We start from the raw sequence: 22,098 nt of genomic DNA, 5'->3' as shown, positions 1-22,098 counted from the left end.
CGGTGTACCCCAATCCAACTCTGGCGCGGCATGCGCAGCAGAGGCAAAGAGTGCAACGCATAATGGCTCATGGATCGGTCTGATAGCGCAGCACCAGCGTGACGAATCAACAGTTCGGGTTCCTACCCCCAAGCTTTACGAGGAAGATCTATGGATCAAGCCGGTATCATTCGTGATCTGCTTAGCTGGCTGGAAAGCCATTTGGACCAACCCTTGTCGCTGGATAACGTGGCGGCCAAGGCCGGCTACTCCAAATGGCATCTGCAACGGATGTTCAAAGATATTACCGGTAACGCCATCGGTGCTTACATCCGGGCAAGGAGGCTGTCCAAAGCCGCCGTCGCGCTGCGTCTGACCGGCCGGCCGATTTTGGATATCGCCCTGCAATACCGTTTCGACTCGCAGCAGACCTTCACCCGCGCCTTCAAAAAACAGTTTGCGCAAACGCCGGCGCTGTACCGCCGCGCCGAAGACTGGAACGCGTTCGGCATCTGTCCGCCGATCCGTCTGGGGGCCTTCACCCTGCCGCAGCCGGAATTCGTTTCGTTGCCGGATAAGCATCTGGTTGGCCTGACCCAAAGCTACTCCTGTACGCTGGAACAGATCACCACCGTGCGCACTGAACTGCGCTCGCAGTTCTGGCGCCAGTTCCTCGGTGACGTCGATACCCTGCCGCCGGTGCTGTACGGGCTGCACCACTCGCGCCCGAGCCAGGAGAAGGACGACGAACAGGAAGTGCTGTACACCACGGCGCTGGAGCCGGATCAGGTGCCTGACAAAGTACAGGAAGGCCAGCCGCTGGTGTTGCCGGGCGGTGAATTCGCGATGTTCAGCTATGAAGGGCCCACCGAGGGGCTGCAAGACTTCATCCTGACGGTGTACGGCACCTGCCTGCCGGCGCTCCAGCTGACGCGCCGCAAGGGGCACGACATCGAGCGTTTCTATCCGAAAGGCGAGCGCCGTCCGCATCAGGCGCCTATCGAGATCAAGTGCGATTACCTGATCCCGATTCGACGTTAACGCTGCAGTTCGTCCAACGCGGGCATGTCCAGATGCGTGACATCGCCCGCCGTTTCCACGATCCAGCCGGAAGCCAGCCACGGGCTCTGCTGGTGATCGACGCGCGACAGTGAGCAGTTGCGCAAGCGCAGGCGACGTTCCGCATAGGCCGGCAGCCCGAGCACCGTACTGATCAAACACCCCAACGCGATGCCATGGCTGACGAGCAGCGGCTTGCTGCCTTCCGGCAGCATCAGGCAGCTCTCCAGCGCGGCGCGCATGCGCTCGCCCAGCTCCTCCATGGATTCGCCTTGAGGGATACGGCCGTCAGGAGTACCATCGACCATCTGTTTGCGCCACTGCTCTTCCTGCGGCGTCAAACTGTCGATCAGGCGTTCTTCCAGAACCCCCATGTGCAGCTCACGCAAACGCGGATCGCAAATCACTTCGCAGCCACAGGCTTCGGCGATGATCTGCGCGGTGCGGCGCGTGCGCCCCAGATCGCTGGTAATGATATGCGTAACGCCTTCTTTGCTGACGCGCCTGGCGACCAGACGGGCCTGGTGTTCACCCATGGCGGTTAACGGGCTGTCGGACTGACCCTGGATGCGGCGAGCCGCGTTCCATTCCGTTTCGCCATGGCGAACGAGGTATACCTGTAACATTTTTGTTTTCCGTTATACTGCGTGAAATTTGCGTTTATCCCCGGCCCGGCGGCGCTTTTGCCGCTGCCCGGCGTATCGGCCAGAAGGATATCAAACCCGTTATGTACCATGTTGTCGCTGCAACTACCAACCCGGCAAAGATCAAGGCTATTCAACTGGCCTTCGACGACGTCTTCGGCGCGGGCCACTATCGCATTGAAGCCGTCGACGTCGCCAGCGGCGTCTCGCTGCAGCCGATAGGCAATCACGAAACGCGCACCGGCTCGCGCCAACGCGTCATGGAAGCGCGCCAGGTCAGGCCCGAGGCCGATTTTTGGGTCGGCGTAGAAGCCGGGATTGAAGAGAATATGACCTTCGCCTGGATGACCATCGAGAACCCGCACATCCGCGGCGAATCCCGCTCGGCGAGCCTGATGCTGCCGGAAGTCATCTTACAAGGTATTCGCGACGGTCGCGAATTGGGCAGCGAAATGGCGGCAATCACCGGCAACCCCGAGGTGAAGCGTCAGGGCGGCGCCATCGGCGTCTTCACCGACGGCCGGCTGAGCCGCACCAGCGTTTATCATCAGGCGCTGCTGCTGGCGCTGGTGCCGTTCCACAACGCCATCTATCAGCAATAACCCCGAGCCTGTTAGGGCGCGTCGTGCAGCAACTGCTGCTCAAGCCACTGTTTCAGCGCCGGTGAAGCCGCTTTCAGGCTGTTCGATCCGCGGGTGATGGTGGCAATCCCCGCGCCCAGTTCATTTTTCAGCTCACGCTGGCTCATTTCGCCGCGCATCAGTTCCTGAATGATCCGTACCCGAGTGCCCAGCGCGGTGCGCTCGTCCGGCGTCAGCATCAGCTGCAGCAGCGGTTGATGCAGTTCTTGCGCAAACGAATTCTGCAGCAGCGCGACGAAGCGCAGCCAATCCTCATTGCCTTGTTCTGAAAGAGCGGGGTCGTTTAACGATAATTGCGTCATGGCAGCCACCATACTATTTAACTAGTACAGCAGCATACCATAGGGCCGTCAAAATCAATAACGTCTCTGCCACTCGGCGTCGGTCAGCACCTTGGCCGGCCGATGCGTCAGATAGCGGTAAAACGCGTCATAGGCCAACACGTTCTTGACGTAGCCGCGGGTTTCCGAGAACGGAATGCTTTCGATAAACGCTACCGGATCGATCCGCCCTGAGCTGTTGCCCAGCCAGGTGTTCACCCGCGACGGGCCGGCGTTATAGGCGGCGGTCGACAGGATGCGGTTGCGGCCGAACTGCTGATAGACCGACTCCAGATAGCTGGTGCCGATGGTGATGTTGGTCTGCGGATCGAACAGCTGGCTCGGGCCGACGTAGCCGGGGATGTTGAACATCTGCACCGTATGCTGCGCGGTGCGCGGCATCACCTGCATCAGGCCGGAAGCGCCAACCGGCGACTGTGCCTTCGGATTCCAGGCGCTCTCCTGACGCGCTATCGCCATCGCATAGCTGGTGGTGATCCCCTTGTCATCGGTGGCGCGGCGGAACTCCTGCGGCCAGGCGACCGGGAAGCGTTCCTCCAGGTGATCCCACAGCTTGCCGACGATGGTCGCCTGCACGCTCAGATCGGCCCATTTTTGCTCAAAGGCGTAACGCGCCAGCGCCTCTTGTTCCGGCCGGCTGCGGCTGGCGACGTAGGAGCCCCACTCGCTGCGGGCCAGGTTGTCCATATTCCAGTACATCAGCTCGCGCACCCGGGCGACTTCCGGCCCGTCGGTCAGCGACGCGCGCGGCTTGGCCGCCACCGCCACCATCACCGGATAAGTGGCGTTCAGCTTCTGCGCCGCCACCATCGGATAGAAGCCGCGTTCGGTCATCAGGTTACGCAATATCTCCTCGCCTTCGGCGCGTTTCCCTTCGTCCATCAGTTGACTGGCGCGCCAGTAGCGCCACTCATCCTTGTTGCGCGACTCTTCCGGCAGGCGCGCCAGCCAGGTCGCCACGCCCTGCCGATCGCCGTTGCCCAGCGCCATGCGCACCCGGCGCTCCAGCAACGAAGGCGAACGGCTGCGCAGGATCACCTGATCACGCCACTGCGCCTGTTCAAAGGTGGCATCGCTGCCCATCAGGCGCCAGGCCACCGCCTCTTCCAGCCCCAGCCGCTCGTCGTCGCTCATTTTCTGCAGCCGCGCAAGCGTCGGGATCATCGCCCGCGCGTTTTCCACATCCTGCCGCGCCAGGCGCTCAAAGGCGATGCCGGTGGCGGCGCGGGTAAAGTCGGTCGGCCCCACGCTGCGGGCGAAGGCTTCCACGGTGGTCGGATCGTTTTGCAAGCGCACCAGGGCGTTGCCCATGGTCTGGTAGTCGGCCGGCAGTTGGCTGTAGAGGTTGTTGACCAGTGAACTGTTACCCTCTTTCAGCGCCAGCTTCATGCGCGCCAGAATATCGAGCGGCGTCTGCTTGCCCGCGCCGCGCCAGACGCTGAACAGCCGATCGCAAGCGCTCGGCAGCGTTTTGCCGTTCAGCCACAGTTCGTCGACGCCGCTCCAGGCCGCCTGCTGATCGCCGGTGGCCCACTTGGCGTAGTAATAGTTGCAGCGCGCCGCCACCGGTTTGGGCGGCTGCGGGCTGAAGGCCAACAGGGTGCGCCAGTCTTCGCGACGCGCCAGCTCATTGACGAAGCGCGGCGCCAGTGATTTCGCCGGCGGCAGCGTCGGGTTGCGTTTGATAAAGTCGTTCACCTCGGAGAACCCCGCCTGACTCAGATCCTGCGTCAGCTCGCGGTATTCCAGGTAAGGATAAAGCGGGTAATCGCGCAGCGTCGGCATCAGCTGCGCCACCACGTCCATCTGATTGCCGTCCCACGCCTGTTTGATCTGCTGGTAACGCTGACGTTGCGCATCCAGAGAATCCGCCAGCGCCGCGCCGGAAAACGCCGTCAGGCACAGCCCCATCGCCAACAGCCGTCGCTTGTCCACCTTGACCATCCTCGCTCTTTCCTCACTGGTTATACCGCAGGAGCCGCCCAGCTCCCCGGTGACCGCCGCGCCACGGCGCCGCGGGACAAAATAAAGCCGGGCGCACGGCCCGGACGCAGATATCTACCATAGACAGCGCAATCGCTTATCCATTCAATACTGTAGAAGAAGAAGTGTATCGCCATGACGGGAGCCAGGTAAAAAACGTTTACTTTGGCTGACAAATCAGGCCGGCGGGATATTTCCAGCTACCGGATTTTTATTAGCCGTCCCGGTGCTTATTGGAGAAGTAAAATACTTTTTAATTATTAGCTATCACATTATTACATTTTCGAAATGACGCAGTCGTTGCGCAAATCGCCTGACAGCTGGCCAAACGCGCCAACTTTGCAGAAAAGCGGTGGCAAACCCGGGTAGGCATTTTTATACTATCAAAAATAAGTAGGATAATTCCGAGAAAACAGCACATAAAGCGCCCAACGAAGACATCTTATAATACAATCCGCGCCAATTATGGGTTAGATAGTGTTCATTAGGCAGTGCGACTGACAGCTTTCAGCAAAACGATTGTCCCTTCAAGCGGGCCGGATTTTTCCTTGTCAGGCCACGGCCTGCGGGCGGTGGATCAGGCCGGAATGGCGGGTGAAAATGGCAAGTAAGACCGCGATAGCGATGCGTTGCGCAAAAAGCCCCGTGCCGGGCTTCCATGCCGCACGCCTGAATATCGGTCGCCTGTTGCTGATCGTTTTGTTGGTGCTGCTGACGTTGCCCGGGCCTGCGCGCGCCGCCGATGATCCCTATCAAAAGCGCACGCACGCCGTAACGACCGTGGTGGTCGGCATCATCAGCTACGCCCGCTGGTCGCGTGAACCCAATCCGATCCGGTTGTGCGTGACCGCACCCACCCAGTATGCCGAAGGGTTGTTCGATCCGATCCTGCTCAGCGCCCCGCGTCCGATTAAAGCCGAGCGCGTGCCGTTCGACAGCCCAACGCTGAGTACCGGCTGCGATGTTATCTACTTAGGGAACATCACCGCCGCGCAGAGACAAAATTTCATGCAGCGCATTTCCGGCAACTCCATTCTCAGCATCAGCGAGAACGATAGCGAATGCTCCGCCGGCAGCGCATTTTGCCTGCAGATCGATGGGGATCAGGCCAGCTTCAAGGTCAACCTGGACGCCCTGGCGCGCAGCGGCGTGCGCGTCCACCCCAACGTGCTGCAGCTGGCACGCAAACAGGCGCCGCCGCTATGAGGCTGTTGCGTAAAAACCGTTCCGGCAATGCGCGCCCGACGCTGGGCCGAGTGCTGCAGCGGGTGCATCTTGGGCTGGCGCTGATCGCCGTCGGCACCGCCGGCATCTTTTTGACGCTGGTGGCGCTGTTTGCACTGCGCGCCTATGCCAACCACAACCTGCACCTGATCGCGCGCTCCATCAGTTATACCGTCGAGGCCGCCGTGGTGTTTGAAGACCGCACCGCCGCGCGCGAGGCGCTGATGCTGATCGCCTCCAACGAAGAAGTATCGGACGCGCGGATCCTCGACAACAACGGCAAGATGCTGGCCAACTGGCGCCATCCCACCGATGGGCCGCTGCACGGCCTGGAGCAGATCGTCGCACACTGGGCGCTGCCCGAACCGGTCATCCTGCCCATCACCCACGAGGGTAAGCAGGTCGGCCAGGTCTGGCTGAGCGGCAACGGCGGCAGCCTGCTGCGTTTCCTGTTGCGCGGCATGGTCGGCATGATCGCCTGCCTGGTGCTCAGTACCTTGTGCGCCCTGGTGTTGTCGCGCCGTATGCTGGTCGGCATCGTCAGTTCGCTGGACGACATCGCCAACGTGGCGCACGCGGTGCGCCGCGATCGCACCTTCGGCCTGCGGGTGCCGTCGGCGCCGATCGCCGAGCTGCATGAGCTCAGCAACGATTTCAACGGCTTGCTCGACGAGCTGGAGGCCTGGCAGGCCCACCTGAAGCAGGAGAACGACTCGCTGGCCCACCGGGCGACGCACGACAGCCTGACCGGCTTGCCGAATCGCGCCTTCTTCGAAGGGCGGCTGAGCCGCGCCCTGGGCGATATCGAGCCGCCGGCAAAATTGGCGGTGCTGTTTATCGACGGCGATCGCTTCAAGGAAGTGAACGACAGTTACGGCCACGCCGCAGGCGATGCGGTGCTGACCACCATTGCCGGACGCATTCGCGCGCAGCTGCGCGAGACCGATCTGGTCGCGCGTCTGGGCGGGGATGAATTCGCCGTGCTGCTGGCGCCGGTACACGGCACGGAAGATGTCCTGCAGATCGCTGACAACATCATCGACTGCATGACGCAACCGGTCATTTTGCCGAACGACGAGGCGGTCATTACCTCTCTGAGTATCGGTATTGCGCTGTACCCTGATCACGCCTCGACGCCTCAGGGTCTTTTGCACGAAGCTGACGATGCGATGTATCAGGCAAAGCATCGTTATAACGGAGGCTGGCGGCTGGCTATACATAAATAAGAGCCCCGGCTATAACACTTGAACTAGGGATTTTGACTATGATACAGCAACTGTTTAAAGGTCGTTTTTCACTGCTGACGATGGTGTTCGTCGCCCTGCTGGCGCTCGCCGGCTGCCAGAGCAAGCCGCAGGGCCTGACGCCCGAGCAGATCGCGCTGCTGCAATCGCAGGGCTTCAAGCTGACCGATAACGGCTGGGAGTTTGGCCTGTCGGATAAGGTGCTGTTCGGCAACAACATCGGCAAGCTGAACCCGGAAAGCACCGAGACGGTGCAGAAGATGGGCCGTGCGCTGCTGAGCGTCGGCATCACCAAGTTCCGCCTGGACGGCCATACCGACAACTACGGTGAAGACAGCTATAACGATCAGCTCTCCCTGCGCCGCGCCGATGCGGTGGCCGATCTGCTGGCCAGCGTCGGCATTCCGCGCGCCAATATCGAAACCCGCGGCATGGGCAAGCGCGATCCCGTTGCCGATAACCGCACCTCCAGCGGCCGCGCGGAAAACCGCCGCGTCGCGATCGTCGTCACGCCATAAGCCACCAATATGCGCCTTTATCGGCGCATAAACGGTTATACTTAGCGATCGCTGAGCGATGTCTGGGATCCGAGATCGAAACGGGCTACACTCATGCCGCCAGACATCCTATAAATACTGATATAGAGAGGCTTAGAGCAACGTGGCTCAATACGTCTATACCATGCACCGCGTCGGCAAGGTCGTACCGCCGAAGCGTCATATTTTGAAAAACATCTCCCTGAGCTTCTTCCCTGGGGCCAAAATCGGCGTACTGGGCCTGAACGGCGCCGGTAAGTCCACCCTGCTGCGCATCATGGCCGGCATCGATACCGATATCGAAGGGGAAGCGCGCCCGCAGCCGGGCATCAAGATCGGTTACCTGCCGCAGGAGCCGCAGCTTAACCTCGAACACACCGTGCGTGAATCGGTGGAAGAAGCGCTGGCGGAAGTGGTCGGCGCGCTGAAACGCCTGGACGAAGTGTACGCGCTGTACGCGGAAGAAGGCGCAGACTTCGACAAGCTGGCCGCCGAACAGGGCCGCCTGGAAGAGATCATTCAGGCGCACGACGGTCACAACCTCAACGCCCAACTGGAACGCGCCGCCGATGCGCTGCGCCTGCCGGACTGGGACGCCAAAATCGCCCACCTGTCCGGGGGTGAGCGCCGCCGCGTAGCGCTGTGCCGCCTGCTGCTCGAAAAACCGGACATGCTGCTGCTGGACGAACCGACCAACCACCTGGACGCCGAGTCCGTGGCCTGGCTGGAACGCTTCCTGCACGACTTCGAAGGCACCGTGGTGGCGATCACCCACGACCGTTACTTCCTGGATAACGTGGCCGGCTGGATCCTCGAACTGGACCGCGGCGAGGGCATTCCATGGGAAGGCAACTACTCTTCCTGGCTGGAGCAGAAAGACGCGCGTCTGGCGCAGGAAGCGTCCGCCGAAGCCGCTCGTCGCAAGTCGATCGAGAAAGAGCTGGAGTGGGTGCGTCAGGGTGCCAAAGGCCGTCAGTCCAAAGGCAAGGCCCGTTTGGCCCGCTTCGAAGAGCTGAACAACACCGAATACCAGAAACGCAACGAAACCAACGAACTGTTCATTCCACCTGGCGCACGCCTGGGCGATAAAGTGGTCGAAGTCAGCAACCTGCGCAAGTCCTACGGCGACCGCCTGCTGATCGACGACCTGTCGTTCTCGGTGCCGAAAGGGGCAATCGTCGGCATCATCGGCCCGAACGGCGCGGGTAAATCCACGCTGTTCCGCATGATGTCCGGTCAGGAACAGCCTGACTCCGGCAGCATCGTGCTGGGCGATACCGTCAAGCTGGCGTCCGTCGATCAGTTCCGCGACAGCATGGACGGCTCGAAAACCGTGTGGGAAGAAGTCTCCGGCGGGCAGGACATCATGCGCATCGGCAACACCGAGATGCCGAGCCGCGCCTATGTCGGCCGCTTCAACTTCAAGGGCGTCGATCAGGGCAAACGCGTGGGCGAGCTGTCCGGCGGTGAGCGTGGCCGTCTGCACCTGGCCAAGCTGCTGCAGGTTGGCGGCAACGTGCTACTGCTCGATGAACCGACCAACGACCTGGATATCGAAACCCTGCGCGCGCTGGAAAACGCCCTGCTGGAATTCCCTGGCTGCGCCATGGTGATCTCGCACGACCGTTGGTTCCTCGACCGTATCGCCACCCACATCCTGGACTACCAGGACGAGGGCAAGGTGGAATTCTTCGAAGGCAACTTCACCGAGTACGAAGAGTACAAGAAGCGTACGCTGGGCGCCGACGCGCTCGAGCCGCACCGCATCAAGTACAAGAAGATCGCCAAGTAATACCCCAGGCGCCGCATGCGGCGCCTTTTTTTTTATTCCCGTGTCCGGCGATAGTCGCGCGGCGAGCATGCCATCATGCGCTTAAAGGCGTGGCTGAACGCGCTGTCCGAATCATATCCCAAACGCTGCGCAATGGTGGACACCGGTTCGCTGCCGGTACGCAAAGCCCGCGCCGCCAGCAGCATGCGCCATCGCGACACATACTCCAGCGGAGCCATACCGGCCTTCTGCTTGAAGCGCAACGCCAGCGTCGAGCGAGAAACGCTAGCAGCGGCGGCCAGCGACGCCACCGTCCAGCGCCGGGCGGGATCGGCGTGCACTGCCTGCATCGCGGCGCCGATGCGCGGATCGAACAAGGCGGGCAGCCAACCCGACGCCGCGCTCTCCTCCCCCATCAGGTATATCCGCAGCGCCTGGGTCAACATGATTTGCCCCAGATGATGCGTCATCAACGTACTGCCCGGTGAAGGCCTAACCAGCTCATCCGCCAGCCGTTGCAGCGCCCATTGCAGCACGGCCGCCTCTTCCGTCCCCCCGCGAATCACCATCAGCGCGGGCAGGCTGCCAAACAACCGCTCCACTTCTTGGCCAAAGCTAAAACGACCGCCGATAAACAGGCACGTTTCCCCCTCGCCGCAGCTCGCCATGCCGTTTTTCGCCTGCAGATAGAGCGCGTCTGCGTCGAGCGCCGGCAGTGACAAGTCACTGCCGACGGTCAGCGGCAGGCTGCGAGTCAGCAGTAAACAGTCGCCGGCCGCCAGCCACAGCGGTTCAGCCAGCCCTTCCGCCGCCAGCCAACAGCCGCCACGCACCACCGCGTTGAACTTCCCGCCTTGCGGAGCGGGAAAATGAACGGCCCAGTCGCCGCCGGCCTTCAGGCCGCCGAAAAACGCATTTTGGCTGTTCAATGGTGCCAGCACTTCCGATAAAGGATCCATACCCTCTCCCCCCAAGGTCCTTTCAAGAGCATAACCCGTGCGATGCTCCAGCCAAAGGCTTTAGGACGATGGCGACAGAAATTAGGTTTTTGTTGCATTCAGCCGCTGATAGAGCCGACTTACACTCCCAGTGTCACAGCCAACCGCAGCGAGGAACGTCCAATGAACCGACAAGTGCCCCTCAACTCCAGCTTTAACGCCACCACCACCGCCGCCGACGTACTCAAAGATCGTCAACTGGCCGGCATGACGGCGCTGGTAACAGGCGGTCATTCCGGCCTGGGATTGGAAACGACTCGCGCATTGACGCAGGCGGGAGCACAGGTGATCGTCGCCGCCCGCGATCCCGTCATCGCCCGCACTCGTCTGGCCATCATCGGTATCAGCAACGTCGACATTTATGAGCTTGATTTGACCGATCTGAGCAACATCAGAAAGTTCACACAACAACTTCTGGCGACCGGCGTCCACCTCGATTTGTTGATCTGCGGCGCCGGCATTATGGCCTGTCCAGAAACCCGTATCGGCCCAGGCTGGGAGGCACAATTCGCGATCAACCACCTGGGGCATTACGCACTGGTGAACCACCTCTGGCCAGCACTGGCGGGCGGCGCCCGCGTTGTCGTCATCTCATCTTCCGGTCACCATGCCAGCGCCATACGCTGGAATGACGTCCAGTTTCACAGCGGCTATGACAAGTGGCTGGCCTATGGCCAATCGAAAACCGCTAACGCGCTCTTCGCCCTCCAGCTAGACAAGCTGGGGAAAAACACCGGCGTGCGCGCCTTCTCGCTGCATCCCGGCATGATCCAAACGCCGCTGCAGCGCTATCTCTCGCAGGAAGAGATGCTCGCATTGGGCTGGATCGACGCCAACGGCAAACCCGCCCACCCGGAAATGCTGAAAACCCCGCAACAAGGAGCGGCAACCCAGGTTTGGGCGGCAACATCGCCTCAGCTCAATGGCCTTGGCGGATTGTATTGCGAAGATTGCGATGTCGCCCGGCGCAACGATGACAACGGCTTTTCCTTCAGCGGCGTAAAAAGCTACGCCGTCGATCCTGAACAGGCTCAACGCCTATGGAAACTGTCGGCGCAACTCACCGGCGTCAATGCCTTCGGCAAGATTTAAACAGGAGCCCACCTATGCAGAATCGACAAATCATCCTCGTCAAACTCCCACAAGGAAAACTGACCGTCGATTGTTTTCAGACTCGGAAGGCTCCCATGCCAATCCCCGGCCCTGGAGAGGTTCTGTTACGCACGCTTTACGTGCCTCTGGATGCGGCCAGCAGAGCCTGGATGCAGGGCGCCACCTATCGTTCCGGATTGCAGGCGGGAGAGGTCATGGCCGCGACCGTGCTGGCCGAAGTCGTCGAGTCGCGCTCTCCCCTGCTGGCCACCGGAGATTTAGTGCTGGCAGAAACCGGCTGGCAAACCTTCGCAGTCGTACCGGTGGCAGGCGCGCTCAAGCAGTCGGATACCGTTCCGCATACGCACTTGCTCAGCGTTTACGGCGTGCCAGGACTCACTGCTTACTTCGGCCTGCTGGAATGCGGACACCCCAAGGCCGGTGAAACCGTCGTCGTATCCGCCGCCGCAGGGGCGGTAGGCATGTTCGCAGGACAAATCGCCCGGCTTCAAGGCTGCCGCACGGTGGGCATTGCCGGCGGCAGCGCCAAAACGGCTCTGCTGACGGACAGGCTGGGGTTCGACGCGGCGATAGATTATAAGGCGGAAAATCTGCATGACGCCCTGAGCCGCTCATGCCCCAACGGCATCGATGTGCTGTTCGACAACGTCGGCGGCGATGTTTTGGCGACCAGCCTGCCGCACATGGCAAAACAGGGGCGCATCGTTTGCTGCGGCGCAGTATCGCAGTACGATACGGCCTCCCCGCCGGCAGCACCTGCCGGGATACCCGGTTTGTTGATCGTCAACAGCTTGACGATGCGGGGTTTCCTGTTGGCCGATTTCCTTCACCGCCAAGAACAGGCGCTGGCGGCGCTCACGGTCTGGATCGCTGAGGGAAAACTCGCGGTCATCGAAGACCTGATCACCGGTTTTGAGCTGCTGCCCGCTGCGCTGGGCGGCCTGCTGGCGGGCAAAAATAGAGGGAAACGCATCGTTCAGGTGGCACGGCCCTCCGCCTGAACCGAGAAAGCTCTGCGTGCCCCGGCCATCATTCCCGCGCCAGCTCGCGCGCGTAGTCGTCAAACGCCGAGTGCTGCAGCACCACAGCGATAAAACAGGCCAGCGCCGCGGAATTCAGCTTGCGGCTCGGGTAGACCAGATACAGCTCATTACCCTCCGCGCGCCACGCCGGCAAGACTTCCACCAACAGCTTCTGCGCCACCACCTCGCGGCTGAGAAACGCCGGCAACAGCGTGATCCCCGCACCGGCGATAGCGCATTCACGCGCATACAGCAGGTTGTCGGTGGTGTGCGCCAGCGGCAGCTGCCAACGGTAGTAGTCGTCGCCACAGCGCAGGTTCCAGGCCGTCCAGGCGCGGTGGGCAATGCAGCGATGCTGTTGCAGCTGCTGCGGGTGTTCGATCGGCGGATGCTGCGCCAGATAGGACGGCGCCGCCAACAGATAGCGCGGCGCATACCCGAGACGGCGACCGATCAGCGAAGAATCCTGCGGCTTGCCGGTGCGCAACGCGGCATCGAAGCCTTCCTGTACCAGATCCACCATGGCATCGGACACCGACACCTCCAGCGAAACGTCCGGGTACTGGCGCTGAAAATCCGCCGCCAGCCGCGCCACCAGGGTCGCCCCCAGCCCGGCGGGCGTCGAGATGCGCAGGCGGCCGCTCGGGTTATCGCGCAGCCGCTGCAGCGCCAGATCGGCGCGTTCGGCGGCGGACATCATCGCCTGACAATGTTCCAGATAACGCTCACCGGCGAAGGTCAGGTTCAGCTGGCGCGTGGTGCGGTTGAGCAAGCGCAGCCCCAGCGTCTGTTCGAGCTGGCTGATGCGCTGGCTGACGCTGGATTTCGGCAATCCCACGCGCTGTGCGGCGGCGGTGAAGCTGCCGCACTCCGCCACCAGCGCGAACAGCGCCATGTCCTGCAGCTGTTTGAATTCCATTGTTCACCTTAAACGAACACTCAGTTAGATATTGTCCATCTTATCACCCCACTGCCGCGGGTCTACACTGGGGGCATCATTTGAAAGGAGTACAATCATGTCGATAAAAGCCATTGCCGTAGACCCGCAGAACCCCGCCGGTTTCATCGAAATTTCACCGGAGATGCCGGTTCCCGGCCAGTACGATCTGCTGGTGGAGGTGAAAGCCGTGTCGGTCAACCCGGTGGACACCAAAGTGCACGCCGGTCTGCAGAAAAGCGGCCTGCAGCAGCCGCGCATTCTCGGCTGGGACGCCAGCGGCATCGTGGTGGGCGTGGGCAGCGGCGTCAGCGGCTTCAAGCCCGGCGATGAAGTCTGGTACGCCGGCGACATCACCCGCCCCGGCAGCAACAGCAGCCACCAGCTGATCGACTCACGCATCGCCGCGCACAAGCCGCGCAGCCTGAACTGGGCCGAGTCCGCCGCCCTGCCGCTCACCGCCCTCACCGCCTGGGAGGCGCTGTTCGAACACCTGAACATTCAGAATGCGCCGGAGCACAAGACGCTGTTGATCATCGGCGGCGCCGGCGGAGTCGGCTCGCTGGCCATTCCGCTGGCCGCATTGCGCAGCAAGGTGAAAGTGATCGCCACCGCCTCAAGGCCGGAATCCGCCGCCTGGTGCCGTGAGCGCGGCGCCGATCTGGTGGTGGACTACCGCGATCTGAAGGGCAACCTGGCGCAGCACGGCATCGAGCAGGTGGATTACATCCTGTGCCTGAACGATACCGACGGCCACTGGCCGGTGATGGCCGAGCTGGTCGCGCCGCTGGGCCATATCTGCACCATCGTCGAGAACGCGCAGCCGTTGGATCAAAACGCGCTGAAGCTGAAAAGCGCCGCGCTGCACTGGGAATTCATGTTCACCCGCAGCATGTTCACCACCCCGGACATCGCGCAGCAAGGCAAGATCCTGCAGCAGATGGCGCAGTTGCTGGACGAAGGCAAGCTGAGCACCACGCTGAGCGAAACCCTGCACGGGCTGTCGGTAGACACGCTGACCGCCGCGCATCGACAGTTGCTCGGCGGCCATATGCAAGGCAAGCTGGTTATCGCTTACTAAGCCTGAATCGCGGCGGCGCCCTGCGCCGCCGTTACTGCGGGCGGACGAAGCCGACGCACAGCGTCTGCTCGTCGGCATGCGGATCGGCGCGGAACGTCAGCGTCTGCTGCCAATCGAGGCGCATCTTCGGCCAGTGGGCCAACTCACCGCCGAAGTCGCTGTGCGCACAGTCTTCGCCCAACCGGCCGAACAGGGCGACGCCGTGCTGCGCAATCTGCGGATAGCTGATGTTGACGTTGTAGATATTCGGGCGCGTATGATTGGACCAGCGCGTAATGGTCTGCGGCCGGGAACCGGCGTACACCGTCATCCACTGCGACAGGTATTCGCCGCCAACGTAGCGTAGATCGACGCCATACCGCTCCTGCCACTGCCGCTCCACCCCGGCGCTGAACGCCTTGATACCCACCATTTTCTGGCCGGCGTTGCGCACGTTGCCCAGCATCACTGCGGCATACCCCAGATAGACCGCCAGCGCTGCGCACATCAGCCCGAGGGTCGCCGCGCGCAGTGAACGCACCGGTGGCTGACGGACGCAGCCGACCAGCAGCGCGGGCGCCAGCATGAAGAACGGCTGCAGCCACTCCGTCAACCGGCCGCCGACGTTGAAGGAGAACCAGAAAGTGATAATGCCGAGCGGCAACAGATAGATCCACAGCAGCACCCGCATCGGCAACGCCGATGGCCAGGCCAGCACCGCCCCGCTGCGCCGCAGGATCGCCCACAGCACCAGAGACGGATAGAACACCAGCAGCAGCGACTGCAGCATGTCGAGGTTGAGCTGCATCTTGATCTGCGAATCCACCCATTTGAAGGCGGCAAAGTCGTGGTTCCAGAGCCAGAACACGTTCGGCAACACCAACGCCAGCCAGATCGCCACCGCCAGATAGAACTGCGGCTGCCGATAGCAGCGACGGACCTGCGGTACGAACAGCGTCGACAGCGCCACGAAATAGACGAAGGCGAAGGTCGAGTATTTCGCCATCATCGCCAGACCGGCCACCAACGCGAAGGCCGGCCACCAGTTGGCCGAACGCGAGATCGCCATGTGGAAGAACAGCGCCATCCACGGCCACAGCATCACCAACAGGTAGTTGTCATTGTAGGGAATAATGTCGAAATTGATGATGCCGGACAGGTTGAGCGTCAGCAGCGCCATCCAGGCCAGCGAGGTGCTGCCGCTCAGGCGCCGCGCCAACAGCCAGACGCCCAACATGCCGATGGCGATGGCGATGAAGTGCCCGCCATACCAGTAAACGTTCAGCGGCAGCCACGACAGCCAGATCGCCGGATGCATCGCCGCACCGACCAGCCACGGATTTTTCGGTGAGCCCCACTCGCCGTTGAGGCCCCAGTTGAGCGCCTCGACGGCGTCGTAAGGCAGGGTAGGATCGAGATGAACAGTCAGCAGCGTCCAGGCTGCGGCATAGCAGACCAACCAGAGAGCGAGTAAGCGATAAGACATGTCTTCTTCTAAGCGTTATTGTAAAGAAAATCTTAACTTAGTCGCTGTCGAATGAACCATGTTTAAACAAGCCGTTAAATGTGCGCCTGGGTGGCGTTTCTGCCGCATCGATCGCACATTACGCTAATTTTACTCAGCCTGCCGCGTGACGATGGGCGGGCGCGCTCAACCGGCCGGCGTCCGCCGCCAGCAGCTGTTGCACCAGCTCGACGCAGCGCAGGAAACGCTCTTCGTAATCGCTGGACTCAACGTGCACGTACTCGATGTTGTTGGCGCGCAGCATCTCCTCCAGCAGGCGCTGGAACGCCAGGCGATCGGCGGTGCTGCCGAGGCTGCGCAGGCCGTCCGCCACCCACGGCGTGTTGTTTTCCAGCAGGATCACCAGATCGAAACGGTATTCGTCGATCAGCGCCTGCACGAAGGGGTGTTCACGCCCTTCGTACTTTTTGCAAAATGCCTGCGTAGTCACGAAATCGGTATCGATAAACGCCACCTTGTTGGCGTACTTGACCGCGAAATCCACGTATTGCGCCTGCCCGAGGGCAATTTTGTCGTAGTCGGAATACTGCAGCGCCATCTCGTCGCCGCCCAGGTGCGAAAACACGTAATCGCGGCCATATTCCCAGGCGCTGGTGGTGTTGAAGATGTTGGCCAACTTGTTGACCAACGTCGACTTGCCGCTCGATTCGCCGCCGAGGATCGCTACGGTGCGCACGAAGAACGGCTTCACCTCGGTCGGGATGTAGTCCCAATAGCGGAACGGATCCTGGCGGATCTGATTGCCGCTGATGTTCATGAACGAACGCTCGGGGTCGACCAAAATGGTTTCGATGCCCAGATGCTCGCGGTAGCGCGGCGCATCCTGCGCTTCGCTGGAATAGATGAAGCTCGGCACGATGCCCTTCTGTTCCATAAAGGCCTTCATGCCGTCGCTCCACACGTTCCAGCCGTGCGGATAGGGTTCGATGCCCTGCTCGTCGAACGAATGGATATGGATGTTTTTCTGGTACTTGAAGGTTTGCAGCAGCCAGCGCAGGCGATCGCTGACCGTCGGCTGTTGCGACATCGAACTGTTCTCGAACAGCTCGCGATCGCGCGGCTCGTCATGGCACAAGATAACGTGCAGCTCGTCCACCTGGCTGCAGGCGCGCTGGATCAGGTAGATGTGGCCGGTGTGCAGCGGGTAAAATTTACCAAACACCACGCCGACTTTAACCTCTTTACGCGGGAACTCCAGCCCGAGAAAACGGTGCAGAGCCTCGAGCTTTTGCGCGCTCGGGCTTTTGATCTTGTCGTTCAACAGCTGGCTGAGATAGCCTTTGGTCATGCCGCTGGCATCCGCCACCTGCTGCAAAGTACAGCCCTTTTGCTTAATGGACGTCTTCAGGTAATCAAATTGCGGCATGGCCACCTCCGTTTAGTATGCTAAACAAAATAGCATATCTTTCTCGCCGTCGGCGACATTAATAAAACTCTTCCAGCACGTCCAGCGCGTCCGCCAGCTTCTTGACCCCGAACACCTGCATGTTGGCCGGCGGCTTCTTCGGCATGTTGCCGTGCGGCACGATGGCGCGCTTGAAGCCGTGCTTGGCCGCTTCGGAGATGCGCTCTTGGCCACTCGGCACCGGGCGAATCTCTCCCGCCAACCCCACTTCGCCGAACACCACCAGATCGTTCGGCAGCGGCCGATCGCGCAGGCTCGAAACCAGCGACATCAGCAGCGCCAGATCGGCGCTGGTCTCGCTGACCTTTACCCCGCCGACCACGTTGACGAACACGTCCTGATCCGACATCTGCAGCCCGCCGTGCCGGTGCAGCACCGCCAGCAGGATCGCCAACCGGTTCTGCTCCAGGCCCACCGCCACGCGGCGCGGGTTGGACATCATCGAGTGATCCACCAGCGCCTGGATCTCCACCAGCAGCGGCCGGGTACCTTCCCACACCACCATCACCGAGCTACCGGAGGTGACTTCGTCGCCGCGGCTGAGGAAGATCGCCGAAGGGTTGCTGACTTCGCGCAGCCCCTGTTCGGTCATGGCAAACACGCCCAGCTCGTTGACCGCGCCGAAGCGGTTCTTGTGGCTGCGCAGGGTGCGGAAGCGGGAATCGGCGTCGCCATCCAGCAGCACCGAACAGTCGATACAGTGTTCCAGCACTTTCGGCCCGGCCAGCGAGCCGTCTTTGGTGACGTGGCCGACCATGACGATCGCCACGCCGCGCGTCTTGGCGAAGCGCGTCAGATAGGCGGCGGTTTCCCGCACCTGCGCCACGCTGCCCGGCGAAGACTGAATGTCCGCCATGTGCATCACCTGGATCGAGTCGATCACCATCAGCTTCGGCTGCTCCTGCTCGGCGATCAGGCAGATCTGCTCGATGCTGGTTTCAGACAGCATGTTCAGGCCGCCGGTCGGCAGCCCCAGACGGTGAGCGCGCATCGCCACCTGCTGCAGCGACTCCTCGCCGGTGACGTACAGGGTTTTCATCTGTTCGGACAGTTTGCACAGCACCTGCAGCAACAGGGTGCTCTTGCCGGCGCCGGGGTTGCCGCCGATCAGAATGGCGCTGCCGGGCACCACGCCGCCGCCCAGCACGCGGTCGAACTCGAGAAAGCCGGTGGTGAAGCGCGGCAGCGCCTCAAGGCTGATTTCCGACAGCTTCTGTACCTTGCTGACGCCGGCGTCGCCGGCATAACCGCTGAGGCGATCGTTGCGCGCCGCTGCGGGCGACGCGGCCAAACGCACTTCCGTGATGGTGTTCCAGGCATGACAGGCGCTGCACTGCCCCTGCCAACGCGGATAGTCCGCCCCGCACTCATTGCACACAAATGCCCGTTTTGCCGCTTTTGCCACGTCTTACCTCAATCTTTCGTTATCGCACTTCGTGTTTCAGGCTGCCGGTGAGAATACACAGCACGCCCATCAGATCCGCATGCCGGATCGCCACCTGCGCTTTTTCATACACTTTCGGTTTGGCGTGGTAGGCGATGCCCAACCCCGCCGCCTGCATCATTTTCAAATCGTTGGCGCCGTCGCCGATGGCCACGGTCTGCGCCAGCGGGATCTCAAGCTTCTCCGCCAGCCGCAGCAGCGTGTCGGCTTTGAACTGTGCGTCCACCACCGGCCCCAGCACTTCGCCGGTCAGCTTGCCGTCGCGGATCTCCAGCTCATTGGCCGCTGCCGCCACCAGCCGCAGCCGGTTGCGCAGGTATTCGGCATAGTAGGTGAAGCCGCCGGAGGCGATCGCCACATGCCAGCCCATCGCCTGCAGCTTGCCCACCAGGCTGGTCAGCCCCGGCATCAGCGGCAGCTCGTCGCGCACCTGCTTGAGGATGTTGGCGTCGGCCCCTTTCAGCGTGCCGACGCGCTGGCGCAGGCTGGCGGTAAAGTCCAGCTCGCCGCGCATCGCGCGTTCGGTGACTTCCGCCACCTGCTCGCCGACGCCCGCCAGCTTGGCGATCTCGTCGATGCATTCGATCTCGATCGCCGTCGAATCCATGTCCATCACCAGCAGCCCCGGCGTGCGCAGGTGTGGGATCTTGCCGAGCGGCGCCACGTCCAGCCCGCTCTCCGCCGCCAACAGCTTGGCGCGCGGCGTCAACGTGCCCGCCAACCGCACCACCTGATAGTCGTCCACGCCCCAGGCGGTGACGATCACCATCGCCGCGCCGAGCTTGCGTTGGAATTGCGTAATGCGCGCCTTGTCCAGCTTTCTGCCGTATAACAGCCACCCGGTATTGCCCGCCCGGTAGTCCAGCGGCATCACTTCGTCGCCGCTGAGCGAAAGGGGAAGACCCGGCCATTGAGAGATCTCCGCCGGAAGATCGCAATAGGTCAGACTGTTTGACATCATTGACTCCTGAATGGACAAAAACGCTGCATGATAAAACGACGCATCAAGCTATCCTATCGCCAGCGGTTCTGGCAACATAAAGTGTCCCCGATGCCCAAGGAACCTGCATGGCTCGCGCTAAACTGAAATTTCGCCTGCACCGCACCGCTATTATCCTGATTTGCCTGGCTTTGCTGGTGCTGCTGATGCAGGGCGCCTCTTATTTTAGCCTGAGTCACCAAATGGCGCGATCCGAACAGGTTGAAGAACTGGCGCAGACGCTGACCAAACAGGTCGCCTACAGCCTGGCACCGCTGCTGGACGACGACGGCAACACCCCGCGTATCGACGCCATCCTCAAACAGCTCACCGATCACAGCCGCATTCTCGACGTCAGCGTGTATCAGCTGGACGGCACGCTGGTCTCCCACGCCGGGGAACAGATAAGTATACGCGATCGCCTGTCGCTCGACGGCAAACGCGCCGGCAGCTACTTCAACCACCAGTTGGTCGAATCCATTCAGGGCAAAGACGGCCCGATCGGCTTTATCCGCATCACCCTCGACACCCACGTGTTGGCGACCGAATCCAAGCAGGTAGACAACACCACCAACCTGCTGCGCCTGATGATCCTGCTGGCGCTGGCGATCGGCATCATTCTGGCGCGCACCCTGCTGCAACACCGCCGCAGCCGCTGGCAGCAGTCGCCGTACCTGTTGACCGCCAACACGCCGTTGGCAGAAGGCAATACGGTGGAAGACGACGAAGAGGATGCGCCGGAGAAAAAACAGGAAGCGCCGAAGCAGGGGTAACTCAGGCCAGGTGCTGAATGCGTTCGTGCAGCTTCTGCAGTTGCGCCAGCATTTGCTCGGCAATCGCGCGGAAGGCATCGCTGATGTCGTCATGTTGCGCCGTTCGCCGCCAGAACTCGAGAGCCAATAGCTCAGCTTGCCGCCAGACAGCACCGCCCACCTCATTGCTCAAACGGATCTCCACCGCGTCATGGCGCAGATTGCCGCTGCTTGCCGGGGCAAAAGCCATCGGCAGCATATCGTACAAAGGCGCCAACATGACCGGCCGCTGGGTTATTCGCAAGAACGACAGGTTGCCTTGGTGCATATCACTGTTGGCGATCAACCGGCCAAAGGCCCAATACAGGGCAATCCGTTGGTAGACTGAGTGATTGATCACCCCTTGCTGCAATAGCCGCTCGGCGGCCACGACCCAGTTGGCGTGGCCGCTGCCGCTGAACTCAGCATCCAGTGCCTCCAGCGACACCATCGCTACCCGCCCTTCTTCACCGATGCGATCAAAGCGCTCAATCTCTAAAAAACATTGCCGGTCGGCGCCGAACAGGATTTGCGCCGATGCGGCAGGCAATCCCGCAGCGGCGACCGTCTGCAACGCCAGCGACTCGGCGATCAGCAAATCGCTCCAGCGCTGTGCAATGACATGCGTCGGCGCCAGGCTGAACTTCACCAACACATGCGCACGGCGCCCAGGCGCCAGCTCAGTATAGGCGGCAAATTTGGGTTGCTCGCCACCGGCGGAAGAGCCCACCAGTTCCCCGGCCAGCGCCTGGACAGACAATGCGGCGTAACGCTCGGTTTTATCTTCCACCGTGATGGCGACGGCAGTGTCCCGCATTAACCAACGCTGATAGCTGTCGGCACCAGGCAGCAGATCGCCGGTCATGTCTTCGCCATAACGGCAGAGCGCCAACAAGCGTTGGCCTTCATCCCATCGCCGCACATCCTCCGGCAAATTCAACTCGCGCGCCGCTGCTTTTCCCCAGGCTCGCCCGAGAAAGCCAATCGGCCGTAGGTCGTTCAAATACCATGGTATGCCGTCATAGAGCTGCCACTCTCCGCTGCGCTCATCGCACACCGCACAGTTATCGGCAGGATACAGCGGGCAAAGTGTGGCAAACAGGTGCGCCTTACCCCGTTCATCAACCCGATACAGCGGAAACTGCCTCTCACCGCCGATCCCGCGCCGCAATACATAGCGCGTCGCCTTACCTTTACCGAGGATCAATACTGCGCCCGCCAGTTCGCGGATACGGCGCGATAGCGTCGGCTGGCTGATGCCTAACGCTTCTGTCAGTTGACGAGCCGTAGCTGGCCCATGACGCAAAACTTGTTCAACGGTGATCATCAGATGAATAGATTGGTGAATAGATTGATAGAGGAAGTAATAGCGTTAAACGGCAGAAAGGTAAAGCGTTAGCCA

Annotated in this window: 20 protein-coding genes; 10 read left to right on the top strand and 10 right to left on the bottom strand. The window is 61.5% G+C overall.

Annotated features, from left to right (window positions below; all coding sequences use genetic code 11):
* Positions 1-150 precede the first annotated feature (150 nt).
* The gene (gene robA / locus AWX27_RS11990; RefSeq protein ID WP_038878537.1) at positions 151-1,020 is read left to right on the top strand and encodes an MDR efflux pump AcrAB transcriptional activator RobA; all 870 of its coding nucleotides are present in this window, start codon (positions 151-153) and stop codon (positions 1,018-1,020) included.
* Here the strand turns inward: robA and gpmB are convergent.
* Complete coding sequence (gene gpmB, locus AWX27_RS11985; protein ID WP_060422364.1) at positions 1,017-1,664, bottom strand: 2,3-diphosphoglycerate-dependent phosphoglycerate mutase GpmB; 648 nt, start codon at positions 1,662-1,664, stop codon at positions 1,017-1,019. The genes robA and gpmB overlap by 4 nt on opposite strands.
* 101 nt (positions 1,665-1,765) lie before the next feature.
* Between gpmB and yjjX the strand changes: the two genes are divergently transcribed.
* The gene (gene yjjX, locus AWX27_RS11980) at positions 1,766-2,284 is read left to right on the top strand and encodes an inosine/xanthosine triphosphatase (RefSeq protein WP_060422361.1); all 519 of its coding nucleotides are present in this window, start codon (positions 1,766-1,768) and stop codon (positions 2,282-2,284) included.
* A gap of 11 nt (positions 2,285-2,295) precedes the next feature.
* On the opposite strand, the gene trpR is transcribed toward yjjX, so the two are convergent.
* Together trpR and sltY are read right to left on the bottom strand one after the other, a co-directional pair.
* The gene (trpR, locus tag AWX27_RS11975) at positions 2,296-2,625 is read right to left on the bottom strand and encodes a trp operon repressor (protein ID WP_016929152.1); all 330 of its coding nucleotides are present in this window, start codon (positions 2,623-2,625) and stop codon (positions 2,296-2,298) included.
* Between the two features lie 54 nt (positions 2,626-2,679).
* Positions 2,680-4,608, bottom strand: coding sequence for a murein transglycosylase (sltY, locus tag AWX27_RS11970; RefSeq protein WP_060422358.1), 1,929 nt, complete (start codon positions 4,606-4,608; stop codon positions 2,680-2,682).
* Between the two features lie 639 nt (positions 4,609-5,247).
* Here sltY and AWX27_RS11965 point away from each other — a divergent pair.
* The 4 genes from AWX27_RS11965 to ettA all read left to right on the top strand — a co-directional run bounded on the left by AWX27_RS11965 (position 5,248) and on the right by ettA (position 9,443).
* Positions 5,248-5,853, top strand: coding sequence for a regulatory sequestration protein YfiR (locus AWX27_RS11965; protein WP_060422355.1), 606 nt, complete (start codon positions 5,248-5,250; stop codon positions 5,851-5,853).
* Positions 5,850-7,097: a diguanylate cyclase DgcN/YfiN gene (locus AWX27_RS11960; protein ID WP_038878524.1), complete on the top strand. Its 1,248-nt coding sequence runs from the start codon at positions 5,850-5,852 to the stop codon at positions 7,095-7,097. Before AWX27_RS11965 ends, AWX27_RS11960 begins: the two co-directional genes overlap by 4 nt.
* Positions 7,098-7,135: 38 nt before the next feature.
* Positions 7,136-7,633 (top strand): outer membrane lipoprotein YfiB, encoded by a 498-nt coding sequence (locus tag AWX27_RS11955; RefSeq protein ID WP_033649136.1) that lies wholly within the window; start codon positions 7,136-7,138, stop codon positions 7,631-7,633.
* Positions 7,634-7,775: 142 nt separating this feature from the next.
* Complete coding sequence (gene ettA, locus AWX27_RS11950; RefSeq protein WP_025159620.1) at positions 7,776-9,443, top strand: energy-dependent translational throttle protein EttA; 1,668 nt, start codon at positions 7,776-7,778, stop codon at positions 9,441-9,443.
* Between the two features lie 32 nt (positions 9,444-9,475).
* Here the strand turns inward: ettA and AWX27_RS11945 are convergent, their stop codons facing one another.
* Entirely contained in the window at positions 9,476-10,381 is a 906-nt protein-coding gene (locus AWX27_RS11945; protein WP_060422351.1) for an AraC family transcriptional regulator, read from the bottom strand.
* A gap of 162 nt (positions 10,382-10,543) precedes the next feature.
* Between AWX27_RS11945 and AWX27_RS11940 the strand changes: the two genes are divergently transcribed.
* Both AWX27_RS11940 and AWX27_RS11935 read left to right on the top strand, forming a co-directional pair.
* A complete protein-coding gene (locus AWX27_RS11940) occupies positions 10,544-11,512 on the top strand; it encodes an SDR family NAD(P)-dependent oxidoreductase (RefSeq protein ID WP_060422347.1) in 969 nt (322 codons plus the stop codon).
* Between the two features lie 14 nt (positions 11,513-11,526).
* Positions 11,527-12,534, top strand: a complete 1,008-nt coding sequence (locus tag AWX27_RS11935) for an NADP-dependent oxidoreductase (RefSeq protein WP_060422343.1) — start codon at positions 11,527-11,529, stop codon at positions 12,532-12,534.
* Positions 12,535-12,562: 28 nt separating this feature from the next.
* Here the strand turns inward: AWX27_RS11935 and AWX27_RS11930 are convergent, their stop codons facing one another.
* Positions 12,563-13,474: a LysR family transcriptional regulator gene (locus AWX27_RS11930; protein ID WP_060422339.1), complete on the bottom strand. Its 912-nt coding sequence runs from the start codon at positions 13,472-13,474 to the stop codon at positions 12,563-12,565.
* 97 nt (positions 13,475-13,571) lie between these two features.
* On the opposite strand from AWX27_RS11930, the gene AWX27_RS11925 reads away from it, so the two are divergent.
* Positions 13,572-14,573, top strand: coding sequence for a zinc-binding alcohol dehydrogenase family protein (locus tag AWX27_RS11925; protein WP_060422335.1), 1,002 nt, complete (start codon positions 13,572-13,574; stop codon positions 14,571-14,573).
* 31 nt (positions 14,574-14,604) lie between these two features.
* Here AWX27_RS11925 and AWX27_RS11920 read toward each other — a convergent pair whose 3' ends face one another.
* The 4 genes from AWX27_RS11920 to serB form a co-directional block, all read right to left on the bottom strand.
* Positions 14,605-16,038 carry a glycosyltransferase family 39 protein gene (locus tag AWX27_RS11920; RefSeq protein ID WP_060422331.1) on the bottom strand — a complete coding sequence of 478 codons (1,434 nt, stop codon included), beginning with the start codon at positions 16,036-16,038 and terminating at the stop codon, positions 14,605-14,607.
* A gap of 133 nt (positions 16,039-16,171) precedes the next feature.
* On the bottom strand, positions 16,172-17,443 hold the full coding sequence (gene nadR / locus AWX27_RS11915; protein WP_049198077.1) for a multifunctional transcriptional regulator/nicotinamide-nucleotide adenylyltransferase/ribosylnicotinamide kinase NadR: 1,272 nt from the start codon (positions 17,441-17,443) through the stop codon (positions 16,172-16,174).
* A gap of 58 nt (positions 17,444-17,501) precedes the next feature.
* The gene (radA, locus tag AWX27_RS11910; protein ID WP_025159617.1) at positions 17,502-18,887 is read right to left on the bottom strand and encodes a DNA repair protein RadA; all 1,386 of its coding nucleotides are present in this window, start codon (positions 18,885-18,887) and stop codon (positions 17,502-17,504) included.
* Between the two features lie 19 nt (positions 18,888-18,906).
* Positions 18,907-19,884, bottom strand: a complete 978-nt coding sequence (serB, locus tag AWX27_RS11905; protein ID WP_016929162.1) for a phosphoserine phosphatase — start codon at positions 19,882-19,884, stop codon at positions 18,907-18,909.
* A 110-nt stretch (positions 19,885-19,994) separates the two neighbouring features.
* On the opposite strand from serB, the gene AWX27_RS11900 reads away from it, so the two are divergent.
* Positions 19,995-20,678 (top strand): YtjB family periplasmic protein, encoded by a 684-nt coding sequence (locus tag AWX27_RS11900; RefSeq protein WP_060422328.1) that lies wholly within the window; start codon positions 19,995-19,997, stop codon positions 20,676-20,678.
* A 1-nt stretch (position 20,679) separates the two neighbouring features.
* Here the strand turns inward: AWX27_RS11900 and yjjJ are convergent, their stop codons facing one another.
* On the bottom strand, positions 20,680-22,023 hold the full coding sequence (yjjJ, locus tag AWX27_RS11895) for a type II toxin-antitoxin system HipA family toxin YjjJ (protein WP_060422325.1): 1,344 nt from the start codon (positions 22,021-22,023) through the stop codon (positions 20,680-20,682).
* Positions 22,024-22,098: the final 75 nt, after the last annotated feature.

Origin of the sequence: Serratia sp. 2880STDY5682894, from assembly GCF_001537385.1 — a bacterium.
GTDB lineage: Bacteria > Pseudomonadota > Gammaproteobacteria > Enterobacterales > Enterobacteriaceae > Serratia > Serratia nevei.
Note: the sequence above shows the minus strand (reverse complement) of the source record. Positions and strands in the feature narration are given on the sequence as shown.